The organism is Hymenobacter taeanensis (assembly GCF_013137895.1).
In the GTDB taxonomy this organism is placed as follows: Bacteria; Bacteroidota; Bacteroidia; order Cytophagales; family Hymenobacteraceae; genus Hymenobacter; species Hymenobacter taeanensis.
In genome coordinates this window covers 3,860,551-3,881,107 of the sequence record NZ_CP053538.1, presented here as the reverse complement: position 1 = coordinate 3,881,107, position 20,557 = coordinate 3,860,551, and the positions used below count along the sequence as shown (strand labels likewise).

15 protein-coding genes and 1 pseudogene are annotated in these 20,557 nt (G+C 56.9%); 7 read left to right on the top strand and 9 right to left on the bottom strand.

Going from position 1 to position 20,557, the window contains the following annotated elements:
- The first annotated feature begins 13 nt into the window (after positions 1-13).
- Positions 14-1,672 carry an ArnT family glycosyltransferase gene (locus tag HMJ29_RS16220; protein ID WP_171592468.1) on the top strand — a complete coding sequence of 553 codons (1,659 nt, stop codon included), beginning with the start codon at positions 14-16 and terminating at the stop codon, positions 1,670-1,672.
- A 36-nt stretch (positions 1,673-1,708) separates the two neighbouring features.
- Here the strand turns inward: HMJ29_RS16220 and HMJ29_RS16215 are convergent, their stop codons facing one another.
- The 3 genes from HMJ29_RS16215 to HMJ29_RS16205 form a co-directional block, all read right to left on the bottom strand.
- Positions 1,709-2,623 carry a glycosyltransferase family 2 protein gene (locus tag HMJ29_RS16215; protein WP_171592467.1) on the bottom strand — a complete coding sequence of 305 codons (915 nt, stop codon included), beginning with the start codon at positions 2,621-2,623 and terminating at the stop codon, positions 1,709-1,711.
- A 172-nt stretch (positions 2,624-2,795) separates the two neighbouring features.
- Positions 2,796-4,088 carry an MATE family efflux transporter gene (locus HMJ29_RS16210; protein ID WP_171592466.1) on the bottom strand — a complete coding sequence of 431 codons (1,293 nt, stop codon included), beginning with the start codon at positions 4,086-4,088 and terminating at the stop codon, positions 2,796-2,798.
- Positions 4,089-4,150: 62 nt separating this feature from the next.
- Complete coding sequence (locus HMJ29_RS16205; protein ID WP_171592465.1) at positions 4,151-5,152, bottom strand: hypothetical protein; 1,002 nt, start codon at positions 5,150-5,152, stop codon at positions 4,151-4,153.
- A gap of 167 nt (positions 5,153-5,319) precedes the next feature.
- On the opposite strand from HMJ29_RS16205, the gene corA reads away from it, so the two are divergent.
- Positions 5,320-6,525, top strand: coding sequence for a magnesium/cobalt transporter CorA (gene corA / locus HMJ29_RS16200; protein WP_171592464.1), 1,206 nt, complete (start codon positions 5,320-5,322; stop codon positions 6,523-6,525).
- Between the two features lie 140 nt (positions 6,526-6,665).
- Here corA and HMJ29_RS16195 read toward each other — a convergent pair whose 3' ends face one another.
- Both HMJ29_RS16195 and HMJ29_RS16190 read right to left on the bottom strand, forming a co-directional pair.
- Positions 6,666-7,844 (bottom strand): neutral zinc metallopeptidase, encoded by a 1,179-nt coding sequence (locus HMJ29_RS16195; protein WP_171592463.1) that lies wholly within the window; start codon positions 7,842-7,844, stop codon positions 6,666-6,668.
- Between the two features lie 404 nt (positions 7,845-8,248).
- Positions 8,249-10,981 carry a hypothetical protein gene (locus tag HMJ29_RS16190; RefSeq protein WP_171592462.1) on the bottom strand — a complete coding sequence of 911 codons (2,733 nt, stop codon included), beginning with the start codon at positions 10,979-10,981 and terminating at the stop codon, positions 8,249-8,251.
- Positions 10,982-11,261: 280 nt separating this feature from the next.
- On the opposite strand from HMJ29_RS16190, the gene HMJ29_RS16185 reads away from it, so the two are divergent.
- A complete protein-coding gene (locus HMJ29_RS16185) occupies positions 11,262-12,731 on the top strand; it encodes an APC family permease (RefSeq protein WP_171592461.1) in 1,470 nt (489 codons plus the stop codon).
- 148 nt (positions 12,732-12,879) lie between these two features.
- Here HMJ29_RS16185 and HMJ29_RS16180 read toward each other — a convergent pair whose 3' ends face one another.
- Positions 12,880-13,584 (bottom strand): carboxypeptidase-like regulatory domain-containing protein, encoded by a 705-nt coding sequence (locus tag HMJ29_RS16180; protein WP_171592460.1) that lies wholly within the window; start codon positions 13,582-13,584, stop codon positions 12,880-12,882.
- Positions 13,585-13,826: 242 nt separating this feature from the next.
- Positions 13,827-14,210 (bottom strand): hypothetical protein, encoded by a 384-nt coding sequence (locus HMJ29_RS16175; protein WP_171592459.1) that lies wholly within the window; start codon positions 14,208-14,210, stop codon positions 13,827-13,829.
- Positions 14,211-14,458: 248 nt separating this feature from the next.
- Between HMJ29_RS16175 and HMJ29_RS16170 the strand changes: the two genes are divergently transcribed.
- From HMJ29_RS16170 to HMJ29_RS16160, 3 genes are all read left to right on the top strand, one after another.
- Entirely contained in the window at positions 14,459-15,784 is a 1,326-nt protein-coding gene (locus HMJ29_RS16170) for an NAD(P)/FAD-dependent oxidoreductase (protein WP_171592458.1), read from the top strand.
- A gap of 82 nt (positions 15,785-15,866) precedes the next feature.
- Positions 15,867-16,097: a hypothetical protein gene (locus tag HMJ29_RS16165; RefSeq protein ID WP_171592457.1), complete on the top strand. Its 231-nt coding sequence runs from the start codon at positions 15,867-15,869 to the stop codon at positions 16,095-16,097.
- A gap of 90 nt (positions 16,098-16,187) precedes the next feature.
- Positions 16,188-17,603, top strand: coding sequence for a 4Fe-4S binding protein (locus tag HMJ29_RS16160; RefSeq protein ID WP_171592456.1), 1,416 nt, complete (start codon positions 16,188-16,190; stop codon positions 17,601-17,603).
- Between the two features lie 45 nt (positions 17,604-17,648).
- Here the strand turns inward: HMJ29_RS16160 and HMJ29_RS20805 are convergent, their stop codons facing one another.
- Positions 17,649-18,173 carry a Riean_0653 family protein gene (locus HMJ29_RS20805; protein WP_495524966.1) on the bottom strand — a complete coding sequence of 175 codons (525 nt, stop codon included), beginning with the start codon at positions 18,171-18,173 and terminating at the stop codon, positions 17,649-17,651.
- A 175-nt stretch (positions 18,174-18,348) separates the two neighbouring features.
- Here HMJ29_RS20805 and HMJ29_RS16155 point away from each other — a divergent pair.
- Positions 18,349-19,169 (top strand): annotated as a pseudogene (locus HMJ29_RS16155) (IS5 family transposase).
- 382 nt (positions 19,170-19,551) lie between these two features.
- Here HMJ29_RS16155 and HMJ29_RS16150 read toward each other — a convergent pair.
- The gene (locus HMJ29_RS16150) at positions 19,552-20,544 is read right to left on the bottom strand and encodes an alpha/beta fold hydrolase (protein WP_171592455.1); all 993 of its coding nucleotides are present in this window, start codon (positions 20,542-20,544) and stop codon (positions 19,552-19,554) included.
- Positions 20,545-20,557 lie beyond the last annotated feature (13 nt).

Sequence of the window (20,557 nt, the reverse complement as noted above, 5' to 3'; positions counted from 1 at the left end):
TAGCTTTGCGCCCATGATATCTCGCCGCCTGGCCGACTGGACACTCCTGTTCGTGGTGCTGTTTACCATTGCGTATTTTTTTCTTAGCCACGAAGGGCTCTACGCCATTGATGACTATTTCTATTCTCGGTATGCGCATCAACTAATTAGCGGCACCTTCCGGGTGGCCCCCGATCCGCAGGGCCTGCTTCACGACCCGCTCAAGGAACGGCCTATGATTTACGGGCCAGTAGCCCTCTGCTATCTGCTGTTTGGCATCAATATCATTAGCAGTACGCTGTGGCCTTTGCTGGCCACCCTGGGCTGCGCAGTGCTATTTTGGAAGCTATACCGCCGCCGTGAGCCAGTAGTAGCTGCTACGGCTATGCTGCTGCTGGGCCTGCACTACTTCACTCTCAATCTAACCAACTACCTCTATCCCGATAACATCCTGATGTTCTGGTGCCTGGCTGGCTCCGCCGCTTTGCTGGTGGGGCGCCGGGCTGAGGCGCGGAAAGTTGCCTGGGGAATGGGGTTTGCCGGGCTCAGCTTCGCGGCGCTGCTTAGCAAAGAAACCATTGTGTACTATCTCCCCTTCTACCTGGCAGTGTTGGGGCGCGATGCCTGGCGACGGCAGAACCTCCGGTTTTGGGTTGCGGCAATGGCTAGTGGCCTAGTGCTACTCAGCGCTTACCTCGCTTTCTACCAGCTCTTTACGAATGATGCGCTGTACCGTCTGCACCTGATTGAGCACACAAATGAGTTTCTGAAGGAAGGAAATTACCTCTTGGGTAACCGCGCGGCGCTTATGGGGCGCATCACCTGGCAGCCCCTGGCCTTCTTCATCGGGACTGGGCTGGGGCCCCTGCTGTTACTGGCCATAGCGGCGCTGCTTCAGCCCGCTGCGCCTGACTCCGACAAGCGGTTTTGGCTGGGGCTGGGATTTAGCACACTGCTTTTCTTCTGGGTAGGGAGTACTTCTCTAAGCCAGTATAACCCTATAACGCTGTTGCCACGCATGACCACTCCCCTGTTACCGCCGCTGGCGCTGGCCGCGGGATATGGGCTGCGTACTCTCCTTCGCACGGGTAAAGGGGTAGCCTTGGTGGCACTTGACCTGCTGCTGTGTGCGGGGTGGCTGCACAATGGTCTTTCGGTGCTATATGGTAGTCTAGGGGTGTTTCTGGCCGTTGTAGCTGCGGCTCAACATATACGCTGGAGCTCCGCAATGCTCCGCACTAACAGCAGTTGGTTGCCAGTACTTACGCTGGTAGTACTGGCTGGCTGCCTGGCTATTCGGCCGGCGTATTTTATGTGGAAGCCCTCGGTGTCGTCGCATTTTGCGCAGAACCGGATTATACAACAGCATTTACAGGCGCCCGCCACGGGCGTGGTGCTGGTTGATGACTTCCTGATTGATAACTACGACTTCTACTATGGCTTTGAAATGCCCCCGCAGCTGCAGTATCGGCGGTACTGGTCGCGCGATTCGCTGCTGCTGCACCCTGGCCAACACGCGTGGCTGCTGCTCAACCGCAGCACTCTTACCAACGACGAGCTAACCCGCAAACTCATCCGCTACTCCCCCGACTCCGTTCTGAGCTGGTACCCCCAGCGCCGCCTACTGGCCGAAGACGGCAAAGTCTCGCTGTATGAGGTGAAATTGGGTAATAAAGTGATGTCGGGTCAATGATTTGATGTTATGTTCCTATCACTTCAACATGTAATCTCACCTCATTCTTACCCACAGGCCTAGCAATTTGTCGAGGGGTTGGAGGTGGCCTAGCTTCTGCAAAAGACGGTACAGCTCGCGGGCTTCGGGGTGGTTGCGCCAGCGCACGGCCTGGCGCAGCTCCCAGCGCACCCGCACAGCCAAGGCAGCCCGTTCTGCTTCATCCCGGCACATGGCCAGGGCCTTCCGGCAGACTTTGATAGTGGAGTTGAGGTAAGGGTCATGGGGGCGGTAGCCTTTGCGCGACATTGACTGCGGATGCAGGCGCTTTTGGGTGGTTACCTCATCCTGAAAGTAGAACTGCCAGTGTCGGGAAGCACGCACCCAGAAATCAAAGTCTTCGTAGGCCAGGGTCTCATCATAGCCCCCAAGCTGCTCCAGGGTGGCGCGGCGCATGGTCATGGTGGGGGTGCTGATGAAGTATCGGGCCAGCACATCAGCAAACACCCAGCCTGAAGCCGGGCGCGGCTCCAGGCCCTGGGCGGTGCGGCGGAAGTGGCGGCGGACCAGCTGGCCCTGCTCGTTAATGAGCTCCGCATCGGAGTACACCATGCCGCATTGCGGGCCCGCCTGCCGAAAGGCTGCCACCTGGTGCTCTACCCGATGAGGAAGCAGCACATCATCGGTAGCAAAGTCAATTACAAACTCCCCCGCTGATTGCCGAAAGGCCTGGTTGAAAGCCCGGCAATTGCCCACGTTCTCAGCTAAAAGCAGCAGGCGCCAAGTGGGGTGCGCGGCAGCATACTGCTGCAGTATAACTGCGCTTTCATCAGTGCTGGCATCATCAACAAGCAGCACCTCCAGGTGCGGGTACGACTGGCTTAGTATGGAGTCGAGGGCCTGCGGCAGGAAGCGGGCGTGGTTGTAGCAGAGGGCAATAATGGTTACCAGCGGCAACTCAGCAGTAGGCATAGCAAGGCAAGTTAGTAGTTAATAATCTATGCAGAAGCCTAATGACCACCTACATGCTGCAGAGTATGAATCATATTTTCATTGGTTTTACGTGCTAATTGTCAGCCATTTGATGCCTACATCTGAAACCATACCATTAACGTATCACCGGATGTACTTTCGCATTATAATCCTACAGGATATCACGCCGAAAATACCACAGGCAGCTTGGTAGCAGTACCCAATAGCGTGCGGCGTGCGCCAGCGGAGCACCCATTGTACCGTAGCGTGGCACCAGCCAAATGAGCAGTAGTGCATACAGCACTGCCGATGCAGCTTGTACCAGCACGTAGCGCCCAACCTGCGCCCGAACAGTCAGCAGAAATAGCAACGCCCAGGTCAGAAACTTCGCCCAGTCGCCTACTAACTGGGGCGCAAGCAGCGGTGCGGCAGCAGCAAAATGCTGATTAAAGAGGAGCGGCAGCAGCCAGCCCCGCAGTAGCCACAACAGCACAAACCCCACAAGCACCACCGGCGCCAACAAGGAAAGTACGGCCCGGACCAGTGCCCGGCGCTGGAGGGGTTGGGCCGTGAGAGCTGCCAGCCGCGGATAATACACGCTGCCCATTATGGCCGAGAAAACCATGGTATAATTGTCGGAGAGTTTGGCTACGGCTTGCCAGAGGTCGGTTTGAGCCAGCCCGAGCTGCTGAATCAGCACTTCGCGCATGGCAAAATCGACACTTTTGCCAAACAACAGCACACTTACGGCCATCAGCAGAAAGCGGCTTACTCCTCGTACCGCCGGCCAACTGAATCGGCCAGATAGGCGGGGCAGCAGACCGGCCCGGTACGCAAGCCCCAGCGTGGGCACCAGCGTAAGGCCCTGCGCAACCAGGTAGGCCAGTAGCGCCGTTTGGCTGGAGCCTCCCAACACCAGTACGCCGGCTACTGCTCCTACTCCTAACCCACTGAGCAGCACCGTCAGGACGACGTACTGCCGCAGTCGGCCCGCTGCCAGTAACACCGACACCAAAAAGGCATGCCCCGTTAAGAGCGTAATACCCAGCGCAAACAACAGTCCCCAGGCCAGCGTGGGCTGAAACACGCCTATCAGTGAGGTGGGGGCAATAACCAGGACACCAAAACCAACCAGCAGTGCGCCAGCGTTTAGCAGAAGCCCCGCCCCCCACCACGCTCGGTAACGGCCCGAGCCGGCCCGTAATGGGGCCAGATATTTCACCAGCCCCACATGTACCCCATCATTGGGCAGGGTAGTAAACAGGGCCATTAGGTTCTGGAAGTGAGCCAGCAGCGTGATACCTCCCGCGCCCCCATACAGCGCCAGGAGTTTGTTGAGCGCCAAGGCCCCGGCTGCACGCGCCAGCACGGCTACCCCCGAGCCTACAGAGCCGCGCAGGAAGCGCCCCAGCACGGCAGCGCGTGGCTCAGGCTGGGGTACAACGGAGGCGGGAGGTTGCTGCATCAGAACATACAGGCGCTAGGCCACTCGCCAATGCCAGCGGCCCAATATGTTTCCAGGAATACTCATTTCTCGAAGGTCAGCTTCAGACTGAGCACCCCACCTAAGTGCCGCTTAAACTGCAGCAATGAGTAATTCGGCCCTTCGGGGAGCATAGAGGTGCCCAAATCAAGCAGCCGCATACCGCTGGCTTTACCAAAAGCATGCAGGCCCGCATTAAGCAACACCACCGGACTGAAGGCGTTGTAGGCCAGGGGGCTGGCAGGGTAAAAGTTATACAGCACTTCACTGTTTACCCGAATAGCCACTGTGAGGGCCACCCACTCCCCGGCTGCGTTGCGCACCGAAAACAGGAAGTAGTGCTGCGGAAACAGCCGAAACAACTCCTGCAAGCGCTCTAAGGGCAAAGAAAGCTGCTGCCCCTTCTCTTGCCGGCAGCGGCTCAGGAATTCGTAGGCCAGGGGCAACAGCAACGGGGGCTCCTGCTCAAACTGAAAGCCATGCCGCTCACACTTCCGCAAACGGCGCCGCTCAGAGGGGTGCAGCCGGGCCACAAATTCATCCTGCAAAGGCAAGTGATTGTTCAGCTCGGTTTGCGTAATGCGAAACCCCAATTGGGTGAGTGCCTGGGTAAGTAAGGCACTGCCGGCTTCATCGTAGTCCAGGGGGTAGCTGCGCACCTGTAGGCGCTGCACACCCTGCTGAGCTAACTGGGTATCTACCACCGTCAGGAAGCCAGCCACCACGTCGGCGGGGATGCCGGGCATCAGCTGGGCACTCCCGAAGGGGGCCTGCCAGGGGCTATGAGCCTCGCGGCCAGCAGCATCCAGAAAGGCGTGGAACTGGCCTACGGTCTGGTTGGCTCGTTGGTCTTCCAGATAAAAATGGAGCCGCTCACCGGGGGCTTGCTGCAATGCCAGGTGGGCCGGCGTTAGGTACAGAAAGGGGTCGTAGGCCAGGGGGCGGGTTGGCGTTGCCTCTACTCCGCGCAGAAAGCGCACCGCATAACGCCCCTCTTCCAGGGGCAAGAGCAGCAGGTTGGGAGCAGAGGTAGCGGCAGAATCCAAGGGCAAAATGAGCAACGGCGTGCAGGCGAAAGTACGAGAAAAATGCCGCGGCTGGTTGCTCACGCTGCTTTATCCTGCGGCACGGATAACCAGCCATGCCTGCGCCTGCAACAACGAACTTCCGGTCAAATCTCGTAAACTGCCTTCCTGACTTGTGTTCCTCACTCATGAATTCTGCCGCTTCCCCTCCTTCTGCTGCCGTTCCTCCCTCCATTTTGCCAGATCCTGAGGCGGAGTTACCCCATCCCACGGGTGCGTTAGCCGACCGCGACGCCACCCGCCAGGCGCACGAGCAAACGGTGGGCCAGCGCCCCGGCACACTCATGGTCCGGCCTGATGCGTTACCGCCGCGCCTGTTTCTGATCAGCTACTCCGAGAGCTTTTTCCAGGAGCGCGAATATTTTGATTATCCGGCGTTGCGGGCGTTTATTCAGGAGCACCCTGAGCTTAAGCACTGGTTTGATGTACGCGGCTACAACAACCTGCCCCTGATGCAGCAGATTCAGGAAGACTTCCGGATTCACCCGCTCATGATGGAGGACGTGCTCAACGATTACCAGCGGGCTAAAGTGGAAGAAACGGAAGACGGCCTGTTTCTGGTGTCGCGGATGACGGAGTTTACCGCCCAGCTGGATATTGACGACGACCAGCTTTCCATCTTTACCGGCGACAACTATATCCTGAGTTTTCAGGACGATTACGAGGACTGCCTGGAGGCCGTGCGGCAGCGCCTGCGCTCGGGCCGCAGCTCCATTCTGCGCCGCCCCCCGCTATACTTGGCCTACGCCCTCACCGATGTAGTACTCGACCACTACTACCCCACCATGGCGGCCATCGGCGACTACATTGAGAAGCTGGAGGAACGCATTTTCACGGGCCGCTCGGATAGGCGCCTGCTCAACCGCATCCTGCACATCAAGAAAGACATTGTGCGATTTCGGCGGCTTGTGTATCCTGAGAGAGAAAAGATTGCTGAGATACTGCGCCTGCCGGAAGAGGTGGTGCCCGAAGACATCAAAACTTATTTCAAAGACTGCTACGACCACGCCATTCAAGCCATGGATTTAGCCGAGAGCTACCGCGAATCAGTAAGCAGCCTCGTTGATTTGTTCTTGTCTGATCAGAGCAACCGCATGAATGAAGTTATGAAGGTGCTCACCATCATCAGCAGCATCTTTATTCCGCTCAGCTTTGTGGTAGGCCTGTACGGCATGAATTTCCAGCGCGAAGCCCCCGATGGTCATATCAACTACCTCAACATGCCTGAGCTATACAGCCCATGGGGGTACCCCGTGCTGCTGACTATTTTAGGACTGATAGTCATTTGCCAGCTCATCTATTTCTACCGTAAAGGCTGGCTAACCAACAGATAGACAGCTTACTATGACCTCCACTAGGCAGGCGCCGGTTTGGCACTAGCCGGCTGGTTATCACACAAAAAGCCCCCACCTCTAGTCAGAGGCAGGGGCTTTTTATTGTTTGTGACTAGGCCACCGGGTAACCTAGCAAACGGCTATTTCTTCACGAACACAGGGAGCTGGGCTTCAAACAAGCGGGTAAACTCCTGGCTGCTAAGAATATGGCCCTGCTTTTGAGCATTATTTGCCACGTTATAGCCCCATTGCGCAGCTGCCAGGCGTTGGGTGGGTGTACCATGGTGCCCGTCGCTGGTGAAGCTGCAGTCGCCGATGTTAAAGAACACTCCTAGGAACTGCTGCACCCGCTTCCACTGCATAGCAGCACCCCGGGCATGCGAGAGATAATACGCTGAATAGGCATCAGCCATTAGCTCCGTACGGCGGGTGGCCTCTGGGCTCTGGGTGGTTTCAAACAAGTTGAGCTGAAACTGAATCTGATGGCCAAACTCGTGGGCCAGAATAGCCTGCGGAGCCACATCACCGTAACCAATAGCAGTGAAGGCATTCAGGATACCGTCGCCCATGATAATCTTATCAGGGATGGTACCGTAGGGAGGAAAGCTGAAGCCCTGCTGGGCAAACGCATTAAACGTAAAAATGGGATGGTTGCCAGCACGGAACTGCGGAACCTCCGCGGCCAACATGGTTACAATGTCGGCTAGGGTACCCGCCGTTGCGGGGCTAACCCCATATACAGCCACGTACGTCCGTACAATACGGTCGCGGTTGGTGAGCATGTTGCCATGCATGGCGGCCAGCACAATGTCCGCCGACTGGATATTCCAGAAGCGCTGTAAGTCTTTGAAGGTCTTGGTTAGGCGTTGGCTGTATTCGCCGTTGGCCCCAAACGTCTGGTTCTGAGAGCTATTCTCAAATATTAGCGCATCATAAGTAGGCAAATCCAGCATGGCGAAGTCTAGCGCGTAGCCAATAACCTCGTTGTTCCAGTCAGCTAATTGCTGATCAAGCCACTGATTTGATGGGGTATTAGAGTCACAGGGGGTGGGCTCTAGTGCAAGTACGTTGCGCACTTTATCGCGGTACTGCTGATCGGTCTGTAATAAGAGCGCGGAACGCTCTTTGAGCTTGGCTTCCACCCCGGCGGGCAAAGCGGCCCGGAGCTGGTTGATCTTGTCTCTTGTGGAAGCAGAGAGCTGGGCTGATTGTTGGGTGACAGTACTGGGACGGATTGCATTCTCCGTTTCCTTAGAACAGCCAGTTAGCAGAATAAAGGAACAGGCAACGAGCGCCGTTAGGCGGTTAAGGTGCTTCATAGTACTAGTATTTTATGGAAGAATTGGGTGTATTGAATCACATTAATTGTATCGAAACAAGGTTATTATATATACTTCCTATAATAAAGCCTTGCATAACTCAACTGCCTCAATAGAGTTGGCTTCATCGACACTCTGGCCAATGTATAATTACATTATATAAAATCCTAAAATAATAATAAATCAAAATATAGGGGCTTTGTAGTGTACTGAATTGACGACTTGCCAATAAACACACGTATTTACTGCTAAAGTACAGTGGTATAGGTTAGTTAGGCCAGTTAGCGCTAACCGCAAAAAGGGCGGTAGTGCTTGTGAGGATTTCATCCTAACGGCGCAGTATCTTTCAGCAAGCGCTTACTCAGCCCCTACGGTGGGCACTTGCCGCCCCGCTGCCATTCCTTTTAATTTAGCCGTAGATCAGAGCGCCGGAGCTCAGCATCTACTACCCGAAATAGATGGTAGATAGCCGTAGCCGGATTGTATTCAAGCGCGATTTGCGGGGCGGAGCTATCGAAGGGCTGGCCTCCTACCAGCCGGGCCCGGGCGTCGTAGAGATACACCTTCCCCGGCCCCTGCTCCGAGAGAGCATACACTTGCCGGCTTGGCCCAAAGTTGAAGTACTGCACCTGCTTAGGAGCCGAGGTGACGAAGGTTTGGGTGAGGAGTTGGCGGCCAGTAGCATCAAACAGAGCCAGGCGGCCGCCTTCTTCCCGCGCTACCACGTAGGAGCGTTGCTGCTGATCAGGCACCAGATGAAACTCGGAGTTACGACTCCAGGTAGCTATGCGGCTGCGAGATACTATGTCGCCGCTGAGGTTGAAGCTTACCCGCTCCCCGTGCTGACTAACCACGGTCAGGCGCGTGCGGCGCATGGTAGGCCCTATCTCAGCTAAGGCCCCGCTGTGTAGGCGCGCCCCCACGCTAATTGGGAACCCCGGGTACACGCCACCCGCCTGGTCGAAGGCGTAGATATAGCCATTCTCAAGCAGCACCACTAGTACATCGCGGCCATTTACACTTAAGTAGTGCGGGGGCGCTGCCAACCGGAAATCCAGCTGCTTAGGCTGCCAGCCCGGAAAGCTACGCCCTTGGGTATCGTAAAGGAATAGGTTGCTGCCACTACCGGCTACCAGCAGGCGCGCTGCTGTGCCCCCGGCCACTGGTAGCACGGTTAGGGAAGTGGCCTGTAGCGTATCGGGGAGATTAAGTGGGAAATTAGGCAGCAGCTGACCGCGGCTATTATAGCCAAATAGCTGCGTAGCGCTGGCTACCAAAACGCCATTGCCACCGGGCAGGTGGTAGGGTGGGCAAATCATGGGCCCCGGCAGGGTATCAGACCAGGCTACCACATTGTCGGGGGTTACGTAGTGCAGCACGCGCGCGGTATCCTGCACCAGTATGCCCGATACACGGGCCCCGCTCACGGGCACCAAGCTGGGCGAGCTGCTCAGTGCCGTTTTAAAGGTGAGCACGCTGCCGGTACCATCCTGGTTTTGGGGCCGGGCCACGGCGGGGCCTTCTGCAGGGTGCCGAAGCACAAAATGGGTAAAGTACTGGGCGCCTTCCTCTCCCTCATTAGCCGCTGGTACCCATTGCAGGGCAATTTGAGGGAAACGTTTGAAGAGTGTTTCGTTGCGTAACAGGCCCGCCCGGCGGTCTTCCACCAAGCCGCGCAGCAGCAGGTTCCAGGCGTTACCTATGTCAAGCAGCACACTCATGCGGGCCATGGGCTGCGTATCCTGCAGAAAAGCCATTTGGGTAGGTGAGCGGCTCCAGACTTCCCCTGCCTCCACGCTCCGCAGCCACTGGCGCACCGCCTCGGCATCTTCGCCGAAGGCCACGTAGTTGCCCACTTGCGCCACTACGGGCTCGGGGAAGTTGCGGAACAAAGGCCCCAGCAGCCGCTGGGGTAGCTCAGGTACGCCGGTCTGGTACAGCTGAAAAGCCCCCACGCGCTCAAATGAGGGCGGTGTGCCGGTAGCCCGCCGCACCTGCCCTAGCAAAATGCTTAGGCGGTTGGGGTCAGAGCACCAGGCCAGGGCTAACTTGCCCGGCCGCAGTCTGGCCGAGGCTGTTTTGAGGTAGCACAAGGCCACTTCTTGCCGGAGGAGCACCGCCATGCTATCAATAAGCGGGGCCGCGGTATCTGCCACCGAGTCGGCAACCAGTGGGGCGGGGCTGATACGCAACGCGGCGGCCTGCTCTAGGCCTAGGTGAACCAGTAGGGCTGTGCGCAGGGGCACCACCTCTGCCATGCGGAGGCGCTGGGCTGGTTGGCCCTTCAGCCGCTCGTGCAGCCCATGACGGGCTGTTTCGGCGTTGGCGAAACCATCAAACACCACTTTGTTGCCCGTTAGCTTCATCTGCACCAGCTCGTTGCGGGCCAAGCTGGCTACCTCAGCCAGATCAGACTCAATATCGCGGCGGAAGAAGACGCCCAGCAACTGGGGTAAACGCCGTTGGTTGAGCAAGAGCGTGGCATCAACGCTTTTTTGGCGGAAATAATCCGTGCTTTGAAACTCCGATGCCACCGTGGGCTGATCGGGATGCTCTAACCGTAGGGCCACGGCTTCTACCAGCTTGGGGCTAGCACTAATGAGCAGGTGGTTACGATAGTTGAAGAATGTGAGGCCCTCGCCAGTGCTGCGCTGCTGCACCTGCGTGAACTGCTGGTCGTGAAACTCGCGGGTCCTGACCTCGTAGCGTGCATCGCGGCCCAGCCCCTCTACTAGATTGCGCACCTGCCGGTACTGCCGCACGCTGCTTATGGGCACCTGGAACAGCACGTCAAAACTAGTAGGGCCCGTAACGTGCACCGAGGTCAATACCCGCTTACGACCCAGAAAACGCAGCACCACATCCTGGCCACCGGTCAGGCTGTCGGCCAGGGCCAGGTTGTCCTCTACCTGCTGGAAATACCGCACGGCCGTGAGGTTATCCCAGAGCTGTGTTTCCTTGAGGTGGCGCACCAGCGTTGGATGATCGTGGGTGACGGTGACCAGGACGGCATCATCGGGCACAAGCGCCCACGGGTCAACGGGCACCTGTGCTTCGCGGTGGCGATAGTACACGTACGAACCCAGTGCCGTAAGCAGCAGCAGACCTGTCAAAAACACCAGTACTCGTTGCGACATGCAGGATTCCGGGAAGTGCGGGCGGCAAAAATAGGGATTACTCCGTAGGCGCGCGATAGTTGGTGCCACACCTTCTTCTACTGTACGCACAAACGGCTACCTATGCTGCCAACTCCTCATTTACCCGATGGCTAATTTCAGGCCTAGCGTACTGCCTGCCAATGCTGGAAGCTGCCTGAAGTATGCCTTAAGCTCATTTCTGAATATGCAACCGGGCATTCTGCTAGCAGCACATTTCTTTTCTATCTTCCGGCCCTGAAACACACCCTACTCTCCCTGTATGTCTGAAAAACAAGGCCATTTCCAGCGGGCCATTACGCTGTTTGATGCCGTCATGATTGTGACCGGAAGCATGATTGGCTCCGGTATTTTCATTGTGTCGGCAGATATTGCTCAAAAGGTTGGCTCCGCGGGCTGGCTGCTTGTGGTATGGCTCATCACGGGTTTCATTACCCTGGCCGGGGCCGTGAGCTACGGTGAGCTATCGTCTATGTTTCCGAAAGTGGGTGGCCAGTATGTGTACCTCCGCGAAGCCTATAACAAGCTGGTAGCTTTTCTTTATGGCTGGACGCTGTTTCTGGTGATTCAGACCGGCGTAATTGCCGCCGTGGCAGTGGCCTTTGCCCGGTTCACGGGGGTACTGCTGCCCTGGTTCAGCGAAACCAACGTTTTGTTTAGCCTAGGCAGTTTTCAGTTCAGCACCGTGCAGCTGCTGGCCATTATTCTGCTGGTGGTGCTCACCTACATCAACTCCCGCGGCGTGCGCAGCGGCAAGCTTATTTCCAACGTCTTCGGCAGCACCAAGCTGGTAGCCCTGGGCCTGCTGATTCTGGGTGGCCTAGCGTTGGGTATCAATCAGCAAGCGGTTAGCGTAAACTTTCAGGATATGTGGCAGGCTGCCAGCTTCGATAAGCTGGGCCACTCCTCGCCCCTGAGCACCTCGGCCCTCATCACCGCCATCGGGCTGGCTATGACGGGCTCCCTGTTCAGCTCCGACTCCTGGAATAACATTGGCTTCTCCGGCGACGAAATTGTGAAGCCCGAGCGGACCATCGTACTCAGTATGGCCCTGGGCACGGCCATTGTAACGGCGCTGTACATCCTCATCAATATTGTGTATCTGCTGGTGCTGCCCCTGAAAGGTAACCCTGAGGCCGCTACGGTTATGGGCCGGGGCATTATGTACGCCACCAATGAGCGGGTAGCTACGGCCGTGGCCGAGAGCATTCTAGGCCAGGTGGGCGCCTACGTAATGGCCATCCTGATCATGATCAGTACCTTCAGCGCCGATAACAGCATCCTGCTTTCCGGAGCCCGGGCATACTACGCCATGGCCGCTGATGGGCTGTTTTTCCCTGGCATGGCGCGCCTGAACAAGGCCGGCGTACCGGGTGTGGCGCTGTGGGCGCAATGCGCCTGGGCCAGCCTGCTTTGCCTTTCTGGCTCCTACGGCGACCTGCTCAACTACGTTATGTTCTCGGTAATTCTGTTTTATGTTATTACCATCATTGGCATTTTCGTGCTGCGCCGCACTCGGCCCGATGCTCCCCGCCCCTACCGGGCAGCTGGTTACCCCATCATTCCGCTGCTGTACGTTATTCTGGCCTCGGGCTTCTGCTTCGTTCTGCTCACTGACCCCGTAAACTCCAAGTTTGCACTTCGGGGCCTGGGCCTTGTGGCAGTGGGCATACCAGTGTACTACATTTTCGGTAGGCGCTTTTCTGGTATTCAAAACCAGGAGCCTAACTAGAATTTAGCGCTAACCACACATAAAAAGCCCCGCCGATACATATCAGCGGGGCTTTTTATGTGTGACTTGTCAGGGCTTAGGCTAGCACTTGCGAGCTGGCAGTCATACTTTTTGCATCCAGGCTATGAAACTACTGCTAGGCCACTACCTAACGCCGACGACGCTTGCCTGCATTCTCAGAAGGCACGAGCGTTACATTAACGGGCTGGGCACTGCGGGCATGGATCTCCTGGTCTTCATACCCACCATATCCATACACCAGGGTGTTATCACCGGCAGGTAGCTCCAGGGAGTAATTACCGTTAGCATCCGTCCCCACGGCTTTCTTGGAGCCCTTTACCAGCACGGTAGCGCCGGCCAAAGGTCGCCCGTTCTCGTTTAATATCCGGCCCGAGATGGTGACCATAGCAGGAACAGCGGGCTCAGCAGCGGGCACGGGCTCTACTGCAACTTCCTCGGGCGCAGCTTCTTCTTTCGCTTCTATGGCCTCAGCGCGCACTACCGCTTCGCGGGTGGCTTGGGGCTTGGCCGCTACAACAGCCTGCTGTGCGGTGGGTGCCTTGGCAACTCCAGTGGGATTTGCCTCTACCGTTGCAGCTACCGTATCGGTGGGTGCATCGGTAGCGCGGGAGCCGGTTACGGTGGCATCACCCAGCTCAATACCTGGCATGGCATTTACTATTTGGCGGGTGGCTTGCGCAGGCAACAGCGCGTAGCCTGACACTACCAGCGCCAGAATGCCTCCTACTATCAGCGCAAGGCGCCCATTGCCGGAGGATAGGTTTTCCTCCTCGGCCAATACTTCTGGGGTTACTTCTTCGTCTTCAAAAGGAGTAGAGGTGTTCTCATTCATAGAAGTGTGCGTAAAAATGGGAATTTGGCAGGTAAAGCAATTGGCAAGAGATCTTAGGGAGAGCTCATTATGAGAATATTCCCTTTTAGCACCCTCTGCAGCTCCTAAAGATATAGAGCAAGATTCCGTAAATCCTAATTTGGGATAGGCCCACTTGGCAAAACTCTTCTTTGTTCATATATAGACACAAAAAAGCCCTACTCCGGCCGGAGTAGGGCTGTCGGCAATTGCTTTGTAAGCAACTAATCTTCAACTGGTTTAGCGGGGCCGCTGGGCGCTGACTCGCCAAATTTCTGGTCACGGGTGCGCAGTTGGTGGTCGAGCTCTACGCTGCCCTCAACGCCGAAGCCAGGACCACTGGCCTGCTCGCCGGGGTTATCGTGCTCGTTGCCGCCCTGGGGCACTCCCTCGCCCCCGTTAATGTGCAGGTTTTCGAGCTGGTCTTTCTGGTCGGCACGTTGGGTGTAGCCCCCGGCCCCCTGGTTGCGGTGCGCCGAGGAATCATCGGACTGCTTACCGTTGCTTACTAACTCTTTAAAGTCTTTGGTGTTTTCCAGTTGCTCGTTGTCGGGCGTTGCTGCTTTATCGTGCACTGCGTTGTCAGCAGATTTATCGTTCGTTGCCATGATGGACGGGATTTTGATGAAATGTAGCTAGGTACTAGGGGTGTACGCGGGCTGGGTTGGTAGGGTTAGTAAGGCCAGCGGTAATGCTGGCCTCAGGTGGCAGGGAGTACTACAGAGCAGAAATCAATCCGGGCCGGTAACTCCTCCGTATGCAGAAAAGCACTCCTGGCAGCTGCCCCACCCTGCTAACCTTGCCGGATGCATTTTTATAGCACCTTTGCGGAGCGGGCCTTTTCACTTGCTTTCCTATGAACCTGGTTATTATTGGCAACGGCATCACGGGGGTTACTTGTGCTCTTACAGTGCGCCAACTGCGCCCCGATGCTCACATCACGCTGGTTTCTGATGAAAGCCCGTACCATATTTCACGGCCGGCCCTCATGTACGCCTACCTAGGCCACCTTCGCCCCCAAGACCTGAAACCCTACGGCGACTGGTTCTGGCCTGAAAACCGCCTTGAGCTGGTACAGGCCATTGCCACTCATATTGATACCGAGCCCCAGCAAGTGCACTTAAACACCGGCGCAGTGCTGCCTTACGATAAACTACTGGTAGCCATTGGATCTGTGAGCCGTTTCCAGGACTGGCCCGGACAGGAGCTAGCGGGCGTACAAGGCCTCTACGGGCTGCCCGATCTGGAGCGTATGCACCGCGAAACGCATGGCGTAAAGCAGGCAGTGGTGGTAGGCGGAGGCCTTATTGGCGTAGAGCTGGCCGAAATGCTGCACTCCCGCGGCATTGCCGTTACCATGCTCGTGCGCGACACCCACTACTGGGGCTCAGTGCTGCCACCCGAAGAAGCGGCTCTGGTAAACCGCCAGCTCCAGGCCCACCACATTCAGGTGCAGTACAGCACTGAGCTAACGGAGATTTTAGGTGATACCGCAGGCCGGGCACGCGCCGTGCTTACCTCTAAGGGGCAGGAAATTGCCTGCCAGTGGGTAGGCCTTGCCACCGGAGTAACGCCTAATAGTACGCTTGCCCAGGCCTCAGGCCTTGACACCGACCGCGGCATTCTGGTAGATGAGCAGCTGCAAACCAGCCAGCCCAACGTTTTCGCGGCCGGCGACTGTGCCCAGCACCGCCAGCCCGGCCCCGATGAGGTGCCCATTGAACAACTCTGGTACACCGGCCGCCAGCAAGGTGAAACAGTGGCCTACACTATCTGTGGGCAGCCCCGGCCGTACCAGCGCGGACCGTGGTTTAACTCGGCCAAATTCTTTCAGCTCGAATACCAGACGTACGGCCGGGTGCCAGCCCATACGGCTGCCGGCACCCACAGCGTCTGCTGGCAGCACCCAAACGGTCAGCACCTGCTCCGGATAAACTTCAGGGAGGATGGCACAGTCGTGGGCATGAATACGCTGGGTATTAGGCAACGCCACGAGGTGTGGGACCAGTGGCTGCGCAACGCCACCTCTATCACGCAGGTGCTGAGTGAACTCAGAACTGCCAACTTCGACCCTGAGTTTTACCGGCGACATGAGGCGGCGGTTATAGACCAGTTCACCCGGCAGTTTCCGCAATTTCCTGTGGCGCTACACCGGCGGAAAGGGTTCTTTTCATTTAGCTAATTCGTTATTTAAGATGCCCTGCGCTGGCTAGTGGCATAGCCCGGCATAACGTGCTTTGTTTCAACTCCTGACCTCACTTCCCATGGATTTCTCCAAACTCTACCGCCCCAGTGCCCTCAACAGCTTCCAGTACATTGCTCTGGTAGGCGTAGTAATGAGCGCCGGGGCTCAGCTAGTGATTCATCTCCTGGGCCAACCCGAGCCTAAGGGCTATAACTGGCTTTACCTCTGCTGGGCGGTACTGTACGTGCTGGGTACCCTGTTAAACCTGTTTGGCAAACCCAACGACGGTCATCACCATCATCACCACTAAGCCTACGTTGGGGTGGCCTAGGCCACTCGCCAAACAACCTGTTGCCGCACCTAGGCCGGTTTGCCCCGGTAGCTAATCCACCTCATCCCTATGGATTCTTCTCTTTCTCTCTCAACACCTCCGCTGCCCACCGTACCGGCTACCGAAAAGATCCTGCTCACCATCATTGGGCTGGGACTTTTGGCACTGCTACCTGCCGCTTTTGCCGCCGATCCGTTCCAGGCTCGGATGAGTTTGTACGTGGCCATGGCCCTGGTAAGTGGTGGTACGCTGCTGTGGGCGGCGCGCAAGTTTGGCGGCCACCCGGCCGGGGTGCAGCACGACAACCTCTGGCTGCGCTCCAGCACTAGCCGGGGCAGCCTTGCCTGGCTGACGGCTATTGTGCTCACGGGCTTTTACGTGATTCTGTATTGGTTCAGCAGCCCCGATGAGCAAGGCAACTTTGGCTTGTTCAACAACCTCGTTCACGCCCTCGACCCGCTGAGCCAAACGCTGCGCCAGCGCCCCGCCGACCAGTGGTTTCTGTACGGCACCTTCTACACGCTGGCTATTCTGGTGATGGGCGGCCGCGCCCTATGGAAGTACCGCCACTCCCCATACCAGCGCATCCGCACGGTTTCAGTGATGTTCTTTCAGCTGGGCTTTGCGTATCTGCTGCCCGGCTTGCTGCTCGCCTTCCAGCGCCCCGAGTACTACTTCAGCTACTTCTGGCCCCTGAAGTACGACTACCTATTTCCCGGCACGGTAAGCTATCTGCTCAAGGATGGCGGGCCTGGCCTGGGCGTGTTTATGGTGTTCTGGGGCGCCGTAATATCCTTTGTGGGTACGCCCGTGCTCACCTACTTCTTTGGGAAGCGCTGGTATTGCTCGTGGGTGTGCGGCTGCGGAGGCCTGGCTGAAACTGCCGGCGACCCATACCGCCAACTCTCCGACAAAAGCCGCGAGGCCTGGCGCTGGGAGGTACGTATTATCTACCCTGTTTTAGGCCTCATTGTGCTTGTAACGGTACTGCTGTGGTTGGGCGTATCGGGCATGCTGCCGGCCTGGGCCACCACCCCGCAGCCCTCCGGCATTAGCATGTTCAACAACCTGAGCCCCGTTGATGCCCTGAGCAAGTTCTATGGCTTTGCTATTGGCGCAGTATTCTCGGGCGTGGTGGGCGTAGGGTTTTACCCCTTGATGGGTAGCCGAGTGTGGTGCCGCTTCGGGTGCCCCATGGCCGCCTACTTAGGCCTGTTGCAGAAGCACTTCTCCCGCTTCCGCATCACCACCAACGGCGCTCAGTGCATTAGCTGCGGCAACTGCTCCAACATCTGCGAAATGGGCATTGATGTGAAGCAATATGCTCAGCGCGGTGAGCCCATCATTCGGGCCTCCTGCGTAGGGTGCGGCATGTGCTCTACCGTTTGCCCGCGCGGGGTGCTCAATCTGGAGAACGGCCCCCGCGAAGGTCGTTACCAGGGCTCCCAGCTGATTACGGCCGAAAGCCTGCGCATTTTGAGCTAGCCTATAGCATGTAAAGTGAAAGGGGTTTGCCACTTATCGTGCACCCTACTTACTGTAGATCACATCAAATCTTCCATCGCTCACAAGTACAGAGGTCTTCTGTGTGGGAGAGCTTGTCGACGTTAGCCTCAGATACCCTGTAAAAGACCCTGAAATAACATGATTTATAGTGTCCAAGCGTGTTAGGACTATGTTACTGGGATTAGAGGAAGTAGTGCTGTAGTCTAGACCCAGGCTTTGCTCACTATAGTGAATGCCAATGTATTTACGACCGGTTGAAGCGTTTACATGACTCCACTCACCTATCTGAAAGACACTATCCCCTGCGATATTGATATATTCATCTCTACCCTTAGTAAAAAGCACCCCAGATATCATAAGTTGTCCACGTTTAGTGTTGTAATACGCCTTTATACCTTCTGTACACCCTCCTCCAAAACCAACACAGCGCTTTCCATAAGGCACAAATACGTCGCCGTCTACTTTACAGCTCAGCGTATTGGCGCCACTTTGAGTAGCTGGTGTCAGACTGAAATTCAGTGTATCCTTTTGACAAGCTGTAAATATCATCAGCCAGAAAAAAAGGCAGCGGCAACGTAGCATCAGTACAAGTTGATTGATGAAATAACCATTCAGGTCAGTCAGTTGTGATGACTGAGCTAAATGTACACCAACTTGAGAGCTATTATTGAAGAATAACAATAACTAGGCTGTGTCTGAAAAGTACTGCTGCGTAACTTAGGGTATGGCAGCACGATACGAGTTAAACGATACGCAATGGGCACTGGTGGCGGCCGAACTTCCTGCCCAAGGGATGGGCCGGCCGCGGCGCGACGACCGGGTTTTGTGGAACGCCTTGCTGTGGATTTTGTGCACGGGGGCGGCGTGGCGGGACTTGCCGGCGCGCTATGGCCCGTGGCAAACGGCCTACGAGCGGTTCCGGCGTTGGTCAGCGGACGGCACGTTTGAGCGGGTGCTGGCTGCCTTACGCCTGCGCTTGGACGCAGACGGTCTGCTCGACCTGGACACCTGGCTGGTGGACTCGACCACGGTGCGCGCCACGAAAAGCGCGGCCGGCGGGGCGAAAAAAAAGCCCAGTGCCTCGGGCGCAGCCGCGGCGGGCTGACGACCAAGGTGCACGTCGTGTGCGACGGAGCGGGCACGCCGCTGGCGCTGCAGCTCTCGGCCGGGCAACGCCACGACGCGCCGCAGTTCGAGCCCGTGTGCGAGCAGGTGCTCGTGCGCCGCCGCCCGCGCCAACTGGTTGCCGACCGAGCCTATGACGCGCAGCACATTCGCCGCTGGCTGCGCCGACGCCGCGTGCGCGCCGTAATTCCCCGTCGCCGCCCGGCGAAAGGACGCTGGTGCCGCCGGCGCGGACGGCCACCGCGCATCGAACCACAACGGTATGCCCGGCGAAACGTCATCGAGCGGTTCTTCGGCTCGCTCAAAGAGCACCGCCGCGTGGCCACCCGCTACGACAAACACGACCAGCACTTCCTGGCTATGGTCCAAGTAGCCTGCATTCGACGCATTTTGCAACGCCACTTTTCAGACACAGCCTAATAGACTTAGCAGCCAATCAAATGAATAAGGCATTTATTTGTCTACCAATCATTTGCAATTAAGGCAAGTAGACTTTAGAGAAGAAACAGCTTCCTCTTGTTCAAGGGACCATCCATCAAATTGAGCTGAATAGCTTGCGAGAAGCCTTGGTAATTGCCTCTCCAGTTATGAAACTGTGTGCACCTTGCTTACCCAATTTTAGCCTGTATTGTCCGAGGCCAACACCACTTCCAGGGGTAGTTTGAGCCGTTACAGCTATAGGCAAGGTGCACAGTATCGATAGTAGCAGACGTTTCATATGTAATAGTGTATTGAAAGGGAGACCTGAATGCGAGCTACCGTTGCACACCCTGCTTATCAGCTTCTAAGTTATCAAGCAGATCTACCTGATAAACGCCAGCAGCGCCTTCAGAAAGCGTGGCGTAGCCTCCAGGTGCGGAATGTGGCCTACGCCGCTTAAGGGCACCAGTTTAGCGCCTTTAATTTGGGCGGCTGTACGGCGGCCTAGCTCTGGGTACTGGCCTAGCGTGGCCAGCAGTTTCTGATCTTTTACCAGCCCCTTGCCTACCACCGTACGGTCATCCTGGCCAATGATGAGAAGCGTGGGCACCGTTACCCGGCTGAACTCGTAGCTTACGGGCTGCTGGTAGATCATCTCAAACGTGAGGGCGTTGGCGCGGGCTACTTTCAGGAAGTCGGGGTGACGGGTTTGGGCTGCTAAGGGCAGCAGCCACTCGTCGTGGGCTTTGGGGTAGCCGTGGGGGTAATAGGTGGCATGGTACTTCCGGATGCTTTCCTCGGTGCTCTTACGCTCCGTAGCATAGGCTTGGTCAACCGACTGAAAAGGGACACTCACACGGTAGTCCTCCAGGCCAATCGGGTTTTCCAGCACCAGCTTTTCCGTGGCGGCCGGGTACATCAGGGCAAAGCGTGTGGCCAGCATTCCCCCCATCGAGTGGCCTACAATGATGGCTTTCTGCACTCCAAGAGTATCGAGGATGTGCTTGGTATTGCGGGCCAGCTGATGAAACGAGTAATGAATATCAGGCTTATCCGACTTGCCAAACCCGATCTGGTCGGGCACTACCACCCGGAAACCAGCGGCCGTGAGGGCCTTAACAGTTTCACGCCAGTAAGCCCCGAAAAAGTTCTTGCCGTGCAAAAGCACTACCGTGCGGCCATTTGCTCTGGCCGTGGCCGGCACATCCATGTAGGCCATGCGCATGGCTTGTCCTTCCAGGCGCAGAGGCAAATACCTTACTGGGTACGGATACTCGTAGCCATCAAGCGTAGCGTTGAGTGCCGGGGGAGCGGTAGTTTGTGCCGAGGCAGCAAATGAGCCAACAAAGGCCAGTAATATGAGTAGAAACTTCATTAGTAACCAGTAG